Annotated in this window: 9 protein-coding genes; 3 read left to right on the top strand and 6 right to left on the bottom strand. The window is 55.9% G+C overall.

The features are described from left to right. Positions 1-178: 178 nt before the first annotated feature. From QZR18_RS01510 to QZR18_RS01500, 3 genes are all read right to left on the bottom strand, one after another. Positions 179-1,633, bottom strand: coding sequence for an NCS2 family permease (locus QZR18_RS01510; protein ID WP_178705965.1), 1,455 nt, complete (start codon positions 1,631-1,633; stop codon positions 179-181). Between the two features lie 106 nt (positions 1,634-1,739). Beyond that, a complete protein-coding gene (locus QZR18_RS01505; RefSeq protein WP_178705951.1) occupies positions 1,740-2,501 on the bottom strand; it encodes a DUF3027 domain-containing protein in 762 nt (253 codons plus the stop codon). Next, positions 2,494-2,868 (bottom strand): cold-shock protein, encoded by a 375-nt coding sequence (locus tag QZR18_RS01500; protein ID WP_034251511.1) that lies wholly within the window; start codon positions 2,866-2,868, stop codon positions 2,494-2,496. The genes QZR18_RS01505 and QZR18_RS01500 overlap by 8 nt, the downstream gene beginning before the upstream one ends. Before the next feature lie 124 nt (positions 2,869-2,992). Here QZR18_RS01500 and QZR18_RS01495 point away from each other — a divergent pair, with 124 nt between their 5' ends. Both QZR18_RS01495 and QZR18_RS01490 read left to right on the top strand, forming a co-directional pair. Then, positions 2,993-5,026, top strand: a complete 2,034-nt coding sequence (locus QZR18_RS01495; RefSeq protein ID WP_178705954.1) for a TPM domain-containing protein — start codon at positions 2,993-2,995, stop codon at positions 5,024-5,026. Between the two features lie 51 nt (positions 5,027-5,077). Then, positions 5,078-5,794 (top strand): PspA/IM30 family protein, encoded by a 717-nt coding sequence (locus tag QZR18_RS01490; RefSeq protein WP_178705957.1) that lies wholly within the window; start codon positions 5,078-5,080, stop codon positions 5,792-5,794. Positions 5,795-5,844: 50 nt separating this feature from the next. On the opposite strand, the gene QZR18_RS01485 is transcribed toward QZR18_RS01490, so the two are convergent. The 3 genes from QZR18_RS01485 to QZR18_RS01475 form a co-directional block, all read right to left on the bottom strand. Then, a complete protein-coding gene (locus QZR18_RS01485; RefSeq protein WP_009408661.1) occupies positions 5,845-6,417 on the bottom strand; it encodes an NYN domain-containing protein in 573 nt (190 codons plus the stop codon). A gap of 132 nt (positions 6,418-6,549) precedes the next feature. Further along, entirely contained in the window at positions 6,550-8,070 is a 1,521-nt protein-coding gene (gene glpK, locus QZR18_RS01480) for a glycerol kinase GlpK (protein ID WP_178705960.1), read from the bottom strand. A gap of 40 nt (positions 8,071-8,110) precedes the next feature. After that, a complete protein-coding gene (locus tag QZR18_RS01475) occupies positions 8,111-8,917 on the bottom strand; it encodes an MIP/aquaporin family protein (protein ID WP_178705962.1) in 807 nt (268 codons plus the stop codon). 313 nt (positions 8,918-9,230) lie between these two features. On the opposite strand from QZR18_RS01475, the gene QZR18_RS01470 reads away from it, so the two are divergent. Beyond that, positions 9,231-10,157 carry a sugar-binding transcriptional regulator gene (locus QZR18_RS01470; protein WP_026066687.1) on the top strand — a complete coding sequence of 309 codons (927 nt, stop codon included), beginning with the start codon at positions 9,231-9,233 and terminating at the stop codon, positions 10,155-10,157. Position 10,158 lies beyond the last annotated feature (1 nt).

The following is a 10,158-nucleotide window of genomic DNA, read 5'->3' as shown; positions in this document are numbered from 1 at the left end:
GGGCAGAAGCAGCCAGCACATTGGCGACAAACCAATGCCGGAAACTCCGGTACTCAAATGACTGAAAAGTTCGTGACACAAAAGCCCCCGCATCGCTCAATACTGCTTTTGCAGGATACGCCCAAATACAGGTGTGGGGGCCGACACATGCCGGCCCCCACAAAAGGTGAATAACGGATCAGGCTCCCAACGCGGCCCGAATCGGACCCAAGAGGAAGTAGACCACGAAGAGGATCGAGGTCAGCCACATCAGCGGGTGAATCTTACGAGCCTTGCCCAGGGTGATCTGAATGACCGTGTAGGCGATGAAGCCAACGCCGATACCCACCGAGATCGAGTAGGCGAAAGGCATGAAGGCGATGGTCAAGAAGCCGGGGATTGCATACTCCGGGTCCTTCCAATCAACCTCAAGAACCTGAGCCATCATGAGGAAACCAACGAATACCAGAGCGGTCGAGGCGGCCTCGGTCGGAACAAGCTGAACCAGGGGCGAAAGGAAGGTGGAGAGCAGGAAGAGGACACCGGTGACAACCGAGGCAAAACCAGTACGCGCCCCCTCGCCAACACCGGCGGTCGACTCAATGTAGGAGGTGTTCGAAGAGACACCACCCAGACCACCTGCAGCAGCAGCCAAGGAGTCAATGAGCAGAATACGGCTGGAGTGAGGAGGATTGCCGCCTTCGTCCAGAAGACCACCCTCGGCACCAACAGCAACCATCGTTCCCATGGTGTCAAAGAAGTCTGCAAGCATCAGCGAGAAGATCAGCAGAACAACCGAAACAACGCCAAGCTTCCCGAAAGCTCCGAAGAAGTTGATTTGGAAAAGCGAGTTAAAGCTGGGGATCGAAATCGGAGAGCCGCTCAGAGCCGGAATGGTCTGTCCCCAACCGGTCGGAGAGCCCTCACTACGCACGGGAAGGTGAACGAAAAGCTGGAGAATCGCGGCCAAAACCGTCGAGGTGATAAGGCCGATGAGCATAGCGCCCTTAACCTTGCGCACGTACAAGATGATGGTCAAACCAAGGCCAACAACGAAGACCAGGGTCGGCCATCCCTGCAGGGAGCCGTTAATACCAAGCTGAACCGGGGTTGCCCCTGCACGAATAATGCCCGCGTTGATCAGGCCCACCAGGGTAATAAAAAGACCGATACCTACAGAGATAGCGGTCTTGATCTGGTACGGAACTGCGCGGAAGACCGCGTCTCGGAATCCTGTCAGAACCAGAAGGGTAATGAGGATACCCTCCCAGAAGATCAGGCCCATGGCCTCTTGGAAGGTCAGTCCTGAACCAAGGACCAGGGTGAAGGCAACGATTGCATTGAGGCCAAGACCAGCGGCTAGCGCCAGTGGGTAGTTCGCAACGACACCCATGAGGATGGTCATGATACCCGCGACAAGTGCGGTGCCTGCAGCAATTCCTGCGGGGGTAATGGAGCCGTCTTGAGGCAGAGCGGCCGAAAGAATCGAGGGGTTAACAACAAGGATGTAGGCCATTGCGAAGAAGGTGACCACGCCACCTCGGATTTCGCGACCAATTGTGGATCCACGTTCAGTGATGTGGAAGAAAGTGTCAAGGGAATTCAGTGGCTTTGCGCTCGTTGGCGCTTTCTCTTGTGTGCTCACTCCCCAAATAATCGCTGAAAAAACACTAAAAGTGAAGTGCTTATCATCCAGCGAGATGCGCTTGGCTTTCCCAGATTAACCTGCTTATAGTTCTTATTTAGAACCAGTTTCCTTCTCAGGACCCGATTCGCTCAGATTCAACAAGGAAATCGTTGATACGCGAGGGGCGAACCGGCCAATCCGTTCCATTGTTCGGCACATCAGTTTCAGAGTGTGCACCGCAGGTGTGATCCAGACTCACGACACAGCCATCATCTTGCGCCCATTCATTTGCACAGACACCAAAGACCAGGCGCATCGAACCGGACATCTTCATGAGGAAGCCGCAGGTCGAACAGGTCTGCTTGGGGCGACGACCACGCTTCGGTCCACGATCCGAGGCGTACCAGCGCTTTGCAGCATCGTCGTAACCTTTATCAGAAAGAACGCGAACGCGTCCCAATCCCAACTCGCGATCCGTTGGCAAATCCGGATCTTCACCGGTGTCCTCAAGCCCCGAAATCAGGCGATCATCATCGTCACGGTACGGCAGAACATCCTCACGGCTCACATCACCCGGCTGCAGGCGGTCCTCCCACGGGAGCCACTCGGGTGCCAAAAGTGCACCGGAACCGGGTACCAAATCAACTTCACATACCGTGATCTTCCGCGAGCGCGGAACGCGCGTCAAAGTGACCGACCAACGCCAGCCGACATAACCGGCATCGTTACAGGCGAAGTAGTGAGTACCAAGGCGCTCGGCATTCATTTCGAAAGAAAGATGCTCCCCTACCGAGGCTTCTCCCCCAACTTCAACCGCGTTTTCACGCGCAAAATCCAGCGCTTGGGCGAGCTGCTGATCCATTCGCCCACGCGCGGAGGCAGTTTTTTCAGGCATCAAAATCCTCTGCAACGGCCCGCATGACCTTCGCGATCTTTGCTGCATTTTCCGGGTAGTGTCCGCGGCGCAAAGATTCAGAAGAGGCATCGAGCAGTTTAATTAAGTCTTCGACGACGGGCACCATAGTTTCGGGCTTACGTCGTTGGGCACGCGCCACGGAGTGCGGCGTGGAAATAATACGAACCGACAGCGCCTGCGGCCCCTTGCGCCCATCGGCAACTCCGTATTCAACACGAGTTCCGGGACGAGGCGTCACTCCTTCAGGCAGCGCGGAAGAGTGCAGGAAAACCTGACCACCGTCTTCTCCCATAATGAAGCCAAAACCACGCTCAGCATCAAAAAACTTCACCTTACCAGTGGGCATCCTGTGCACTCCTTCCTGTGTCATCGGCTAAGGACGTACCCTCCATCATAGATGGCGCGTCAATCAAACGCTTCTTAGCCGTAAACTAGTGGCTATGTTTTACCATGCTTTCCGCTCTCGTTGTATGGCTTTTCTCGCCGCGCTTGCTACGGTGTTTGTCACGACGTGTCTACCGGCCGGAACTGCGCGCGCCGATTCACCGGTGACCGTAACAACAAACTTGACGGATACAGCCTCGTTCCTGTCTGAAAACTCAGTCCAATCCATTAATACCGAACTGCATGACCTTCAAAGAAAAGGTCTGGATACCTACATCGTTGTGGTTCCGAATTTTTCAGGAACAGCCCCTCTGGCATGGTGCAATACAGTCGGTACCCAATCAGGCCTATCCAGTTCTTCACTGGTCCTAGTAATCGCAACGCAAGAACGCCAGACGGCCACCTGCGGCAATTCACACGAAAAAGGGATCAGCGACGCGGCGGTTGTGACCGCTTTCTCGGGATTAAAGGGCGTACTGAGCAAGGCAAATCCTCTGGACGAATCAACTTTAGCTACTGGCCTCGACCTTTTCGTTACCGAACTGGAAGCGGGACTAACAACTAAACCCACCACGGCCTCGCCGGCGGCAAGCAAGTCCACCGCGACGACTTCTCACAGCTCCAAGCGCAACTCGAGCTCACTGGCCATCGCCATCGGCGCAATGGCTCCCTTCCTTCTGCTTCCCGTGATCATCCTCGTATTTCTGTTTATTGTTATGCGCTCTCAACGCAAGACACACAAAAATGTCGTGCGTAATCAGGCTCAGGAGCATGTTCAGCAGACCTTGGATCTCGCACACCTCCTGCTGGACGCAGATGACATCGTTCGTTCAAGTGACGACGAAATCCAATTCGCCCAGGCTCAATTCGGCCCCGAGTCTGTCAAGTCCTACTCTGCGGCGCTTGAAACGGCGCGAACACTGGTTAATAAGGGTTTCACCATGCAGCGTGAGAACGAGGATGGAAGCCACCCGCGCTCTCCCTACGAATTCCAAGAGTTTGTCGGGAAACTCAACGTTGCAATGAACCAATTGGTTGCAGAGAAAAATGCTTTCACTCAGCGCCGTAACCAGGTTGCAAATGTCGGCCAGCAGGCCCGTGAGTTGCTCGAGATGATTGCGCAGACTCGCAGCCAAGTGACTCAGGCGGAGATGGACCTTCAGACTCTTCAGCTCGCCTATTCTCCCGAGGCCGTCGCCTCCCTCAAGGGACGTCCCGACCAGGCCCGCGCGCTCTTGGATCAGGCCGAAAGCAGCGCTAATGATGCTCTAGCAAACGAAAGCAACGGCCAGAACGCGCTCCAGATCCTCGAAGTTGCACGTCGGGCTCTGGCACTGGCACGCCATCAGCTGGAAGCCATCACTCAAGCCCCCGATCAACTTTCGCGTTCTTCTGAACTTTTGACCGCTGCAATCGGCTCAATCACCTCGGATATTTCCGATGTCACTCGCCTTCATGCGGATCCGACCGCATTCCAGCAGCTGGTTGCCTCCGCTCAAGAAGCAATTAACGCCGGTAACGCCGCGCAGAACGGGAAGGGCGATCCTTTAGTCGCGCTTGAATCACTGCGCATTGCGGAAGCCGCCCTTGACGAGGCCTTGACTCCCTTACGTAGCGCAGAAGAGCGCAGCCAACGTGCTGAGTCAGGAATTGACGCACTTTTAGCTCAGGCTGATTCCGTTGTCGCACGCGCAAGTCAACACGTGACAAGCCACGGCACGCTGGTTGGTTTCGACGCACGCTCAAATCTTTCCTTTGCACAGTCCTCACTTCAGAGTGCGCATTCCTATCACGACCAAGGCAATGACGAGAGTGCTGCCGGCCAAGCGCGAAACGCAATCACCTACGCGCAGGCAGCAATCAATGCTCCCCTGAATGCTCCGCAACGTTCCACAACGGGTGATTCAATCGTCAACGGGATCGGAATGGGCAGCATGCTTGTATGGTCCGTTCTCAATGGAATGCTCAATGGAGGAAGTTCACGTCGACATGATTGGGGCGGGGGCGGTTCCAGTTGGGGCGGTTCCAGCGGAGGCAACTTCGGCGGAGGCTTTAGTGGCGGCTTCGGCGGAGGCGGCTTCGGCGGTTCCAACGGATCAGGTCACACCGGATCTTTCTGAAATAGGATATAGTTCAACCATAATTTTTCCCGCTTCCCAAAGGAGGAAACAATGGCGGAAAAGCAAACCATTCTTGGACGTATTTCTCAGCTCGCAAAGGCAAACATCAATGCACTCCTCGACCGCGCCGAGGACCCTCAGAAGATGCTTGATCAGTTGATTCGTGACTACACGAACTCGATCGCAGAAGCTGAGACCGCAGTTGCACAGACCGTTGGCAACCTCCGCTTGGCCGAGAAGGACCACGATGAGGACGTCGCAGTGGCTGCGGATTGGGGACGCAAGGCAGCCGCAGCCTCGGCAAAGGCAGAGGAAATGCGCGCAGCCGGCGACCAGGCCGGGGCACAGAAGTGGGACGACCTGGCTCGCGTCGCCATCGGCAAGCAGATCCAGTTCGAGGGCGAAGCAAAGACCGCTGAGCCGCTGATCGCTTCTCAGCGCGAGGTCGTCGACAAGCTCAAGAACGGGCTGGTCCAGATGAAGGATAAGCTCAGCGAGCTCAAGACCAAGCGTGATCAGCTGGTGGCACGCCAGAAGGCCGCCGAGGCGCAGGCACAGGTTTCGGATGCAGTTGCCTCGATCAATGTCCTTGACCCCACCTCCGAGCTCTCGCGCTTCGAGGACAAGGTTCGTCGAGCCGAGGCAATGGCCCAGGGCAAGGCTGAGATTGCGACCTCCTCGCTGGATTCACAGTTCGCAGAGCTGGAGACCGATTCTTCTCAGGCTGAAATCGAAGCTCGTCTTGCGGCACTCAAGCAGCAGCACTGATTGACAGCATAAAAATGTGGGCCCTGATCCAGGGCCCACATTTTTGTATGTCAGAGATAGTCGAAGGGGTCGAAGTCGTCGATATCGATGATGTGAATACGTGGAAGCTGTACTTGGAATGCGTGCGCGTCGTATTCAAGGTCAATGATTTCAAGGCCCAGATCTTCCAGTTCGTGGAACTGGCTGGAGAGGAATTCCTTGAAACACATAATCCCGACGCGGTGTCCGTTTTCAAGCAGATCCTGAATTTGCGGCAGGAAATCAGCGTCGTGAGAAGCCAAAATGACTGAGCCCGAGCCCTGCTCTGCAATGGCTTCGAGGGTGCGTTGAATACCGACATCAACGACCTTCATGTCGTCTGGACCAGCTAGAGGAAGAGCGCGGTAACCCATTGCATGGAGCGCTTGAATAAAGCCCATCGGAAGGTAACCCGAGGTTCCATTGAGGTAGAAAAGGCCGCGCACTTGCTGATGCCAGAGCTGCTCGGTCGCTTCACGAATTCGATCCCAGCGGGGACGTTCATCGGGAGTTGGGCGGCGATCCAGAACGGAAAGCCCAAGTGTGGCATCGATGTTTTCGCCATCGATCAGGAGATATGTCGCTTCTGCGTCAGGGGGATTCATAGTCCAATCCTATACTTCTGGGCATCGACGCAGGCGTGAATTAAGGAGAAATCCTCATCGCGAGGCGCCTGAGACGCAAGTGGCCGGGACCGCAGATGCGGCCCCGGCCTCTTTGTTCTCAATACCTTGAGACTACTTCACGTCCTCGTCAACCCAGTCAAGAGTACGGGTGACGGCCTTCTTCCACAGGCGGTAGGTACGATCGCGTTCTGCAGGAGCCATTGAAGGACTCCAGCGCTTGCCTTCCTGCCAGTTGGCAACGACATCGTCGGTGCCCGACCAGAAGCCAACAGCGATACCCGCAGCGTAAGCAGCACCCAGCGCGGTGGTCTCAATGACCTTCGGTCTAACAACATCGACACCGCACAGGTCAGCCTGGAACTGCATGACCAGATCGTCGTGCGTCATGCCGCCGTCGACCTTGAGCTCCTTGAGAGGAACACCCGAGTCGGCATTCATGGCATCCAGGACCTCTGCGCTCTGGAAAGCGGTGGATTCCTCAACCGCGCGAGCAATGTGACCCTTGTTGACGTAACGAGTCAAGCCGACGATTGCGCCACGCGCATCAGAACGCCAGTACGGTGCAAAAAGACCGGAGAACGCGGGGACAAAGTAGACGCCACCATTGTCTTCGACCGAACGTGCCAGTTCACCGATATCGGAGGACTTCACGATCATGCCCAGGTTGTCGCGCAGCCACTGAACCAGCGAGCCGGCAACAGCGATGGATCCTTCCAAGGCATAAACGGGAGCCTGATCACCGATCTTGTAGGCAACCGTCGTAAGCAAACCGTTGTTGGAGAACACGGGCTCAGTGCCAGTGTTCATCAGCATGAAGCATCCGGTGCCGTAGGTGTTCTTCGCCATGCCCTTTTCGAAGCAAGCCTGGCCAAAGGTTGCAGCCTGCTGGTCACCAAGGATGCCCGAAATCGGCGTATCGATGAGCAGACCGTTCTTACGGCCGTAGCCGTAGATCTCCGAGGAGGACTTGATCTCAGGCAGCATCGACATGGGAATGCCGAAAATCTCGCAGACATCTTCGCGCCACTGAAGGGTGCGGATATCCATGAGCATGGTACGCGAGGCGTTGGTGACGTCAGTGTAGTGAACACCGCCGTTCACGCCGCCCGTCAAGTTCCACAAAACCCAAGAGTCGGTGTTGCCGAAGTAGAGATCGCCGGCCTCGGCGCGCTCGCGCGCACCCTCTACGTTGTCGAGGATCCACTTAATCTTCGAACCGGAGAAGTAGGGAGACAACCCAAGGCCACAAATCTGGCGGAAGCGGTCGGGGCCCTCGTCGCCTTCGAGTTCCTTGACGATGTCGGAGGTACGCATGTCCTGCCAGACAATCGCGTTGTAGACGGGCTCGCCGGTGTTCTTATCCCACACCACGGTGGTTTCACGCTGGTTGGTGATGCCGACGGCCGCCAGTTGGTGACGGTTAATTTCCGCCTTCTGCAGCGCATCAGCGACGACCTGACGCGTGGTATCCCAGATCTCGATCGGGTTGTGCTCAACCCAACCGGGGTTCGGGAAGATCTGGGTGAATTCCTTCTGCCCAACGGAGACAATCTCACCGGAGTGATTGAAGATGATTGCTCGGGTTGAAGTCGTACCCTGGTCGATTGCCATGACGAATTCTTTAGTAGTCATGAGTTTCCTTTCGAAAGTAGTGTCACGTCGTTGTGTTTACTCAGACAAGGACGAGGAAGTAGAGGACAGTTCCCAACACAGCACCGACGATGGGGGCGACAACGGGAACCCACGAGTATGCCCAGTCAGAGCCGCCCTTACCCTTGATCGGCAAAATCGCGTGAGCAATACGAGGGCCGAGGTCACGCGCGGGGTTGATCGCGTATCCGGTGGGGCCACCTAGGGAGTTGCCGATGACGACGATGATGAGGGCAACGCCAAGCGGGCCAATCGCAGTTTCGGTGTAGCCGGAGACAAAGACCCAGAGGATAAGGACAGCGGTGCCGATGGCCTCAGTCACGCAGTTCCAAGCGTAGGAGCGAATCTCGGGGCCGGTAGAGAAGACACCGAGCTTCAGCGCAGGATCGCAATCCTCATCGAAGTGCTTCTTGAAGGTCAGCCAGCACAGGACAGCACCGACAAACGCGCCGAGGAACTGGGCAATGATGTAGACGGCAACGTTCGAGCCGGTGACAAGAACAGCTCCGGGCTTATCTACCGAAACGCCATTGAGAGTCGTGTGGGGATCAAAGAGGTAGGCGACAACCTTTGCAATGGTGACTGCGGGGTTCAGGTGTCCACCGCTACGGAAAGCGACATAAACACCTGCAAATACTGCAAGTCCCCATCCAAAGTTGATCATGAGCCAACCGCCACCCTTGCCCTTGGACTTGGGGAGCAGATTCGTGGCAACGACGCCGCCACCAAGGAGAAGAAGTACTGCAGTCCCAAGGAACTCAGACCAGAAGACCTGCGCCGTTGTCACCGGAATTGACGTGTCAAAGGCTGGGAGAATTGTTGCGAGCATATTTCCCTAACTTTCTCCGTCGCGTCTTCGCGACGGGGTCATTGGCGGGATTTCACCGCCATGCAAGTACCACCAGACCACCCTCATTCGAAGATGCGCTGTGGATCACGTTTAGTATCTCATTTGTTACCCTTCACCCCAAATGGAAGAACGTATGTTCATGCATTTGGGTCAACCTGTGGACAAGTACACCATGTGGAAGCTGCTTCGCCTATAGGCAAATTGGTGACTAAACAGCTACGAGTGCGTGCTCATGGATGGCATACTAGGAAATGTGACAATACGTGATGAACAGGCCCACGAAGCGGCCTCGATGTATTACCTGCAGGGGCAGACGATGGAGACCATCGCCCGCCACCTCGGTGTTTCACGTTCGTCTGTTTCACGCCTACTGACCTACGCTCGAAACTCCGGTCTGGTGCGCATCTCCGTTGCTGCGACTCCAGGAAACCGCGGTTCACTCTCGGGCCAAATTAACGAAATATTTGGAATTCGAACATCAGTCGTTCCCGTTCATGATATTCACACGGAAGTGAATCGGCTGCACAATGTTGCACGAGTGGCCGCTGAACGCCTTGTGGATATGCTCAAGCCCGGAGACACACTTGGAATTGCATGGGGAAACACGACCTCTGAGGTCACCCGATGCCTCCCCCGAGTGAATCTCCCGGGTTCAACAGTGGTGCAACTTAATGGCGCTGCAACTGCGACAGAATCTGGTGTCCCCTATGCGGATGCCATCATTTCTCGCGCAGCTACTGCTTTGGGTGCCCGAATGGTTCACTTCCCCGTCCCCGCTTTCTTTGACTTCGCAGAAACGAAGGAAGCACTGTGGCGTGAACGTTCGGTAACCTCGGTGCTTGCGACGATTGATTCGGCAAATGTTGCGCTCTTTGGAATCGGCTCGCTTTCTGCTCGACTTCCATCGCGCGTCTATTCGGGAGGATTCTTGGATCCCGATGAAATTGCGCATGCACAAGAAGACGGCGTTGTTGGGGATGTCTGCACGGTCCTTCTGCGTGAAGATGGATCGACGGACATGGATTTGAACAAACGCGCATCCGGGCCAAGCCCGGCAACGCTGAGGAAGATTCCCCGGCGCTTAGCCGTGGTGGCAGGTGCATCGAAGGCACTACCACTACTGGGCGCACTCCACGCCGGTGTCATCACCGATCTTGTTTTGGATGATGGCGCTGCGCGTGAACTCCTGGATTTGGTGCGCCACCGCGCCCACGCCTAGT

The sequence above is a fragment of the uncultured Actinomyces sp. genome (assembly GCA_900541895.1).
Taxonomy (GTDB): Bacteria; Actinomycetota; Actinomycetes; order Actinomycetales; family Actinomycetaceae; genus Pauljensenia.
The sequence above is the reverse complement of the archived record's forward strand: the minus strand, read 5'-3'. Positions and strand labels throughout refer to the sequence as shown.

What these genes read in the sequence shown, in the direction of transcription:
- QZR18_RS01505 (WP_178705951.1), bottom strand. Translation starts at nt 2,501, where the DNA reads ATGCCTGAAAAAACTGCCTCCGCGCGTGGGCGAATGGATCAGCAGCTC.
- QZR18_RS01500 (WP_034251511.1), bottom strand. Translation starts at nt 2,868, where the DNA reads ATGCCCACTGGTAAGGTGAAGTTTTTTGATGCTGAGCGTGGTTTTGGC.
- QZR18_RS01495 (WP_178705954.1), top strand. Translation starts at nt 2,993, where the DNA reads ATGGCTTTTCTCGCCGCGCTTGCTACGGTGTTTGTCACGACGTGTCTA.
- QZR18_RS01490 (WP_178705957.1), top strand. Translation starts at nt 5,078, where the DNA reads ATGGCGGAAAAGCAAACCATTCTTGGACGTATTTCTCAGCTCGCAAAG.
- QZR18_RS01485 (WP_009408661.1), bottom strand. Translation starts at nt 6,417, where the DNA reads ATGAATCCCCCTGACGCAGAAGCGACATATCTCCTGATCGATGGCGAA.
- glpK (WP_178705960.1), bottom strand. Translation starts at nt 8,070, where the DNA reads ATGACTACTAAAGAATTCGTCATGGCAATCGACCAGGGTACGACTTCA.
- QZR18_RS01475 (WP_178705962.1), bottom strand. Translation starts at nt 8,917, where the DNA reads ATGCTCGCAACAATTCTCCCAGCCTTTGACACGTCAATTCCGGTGACA.
- QZR18_RS01470 (WP_026066687.1), top strand. Translation starts at nt 9,231, where the DNA reads ATGTATTACCTGCAGGGGCAGACGATGGAGACCATCGCCCGCCACCTC.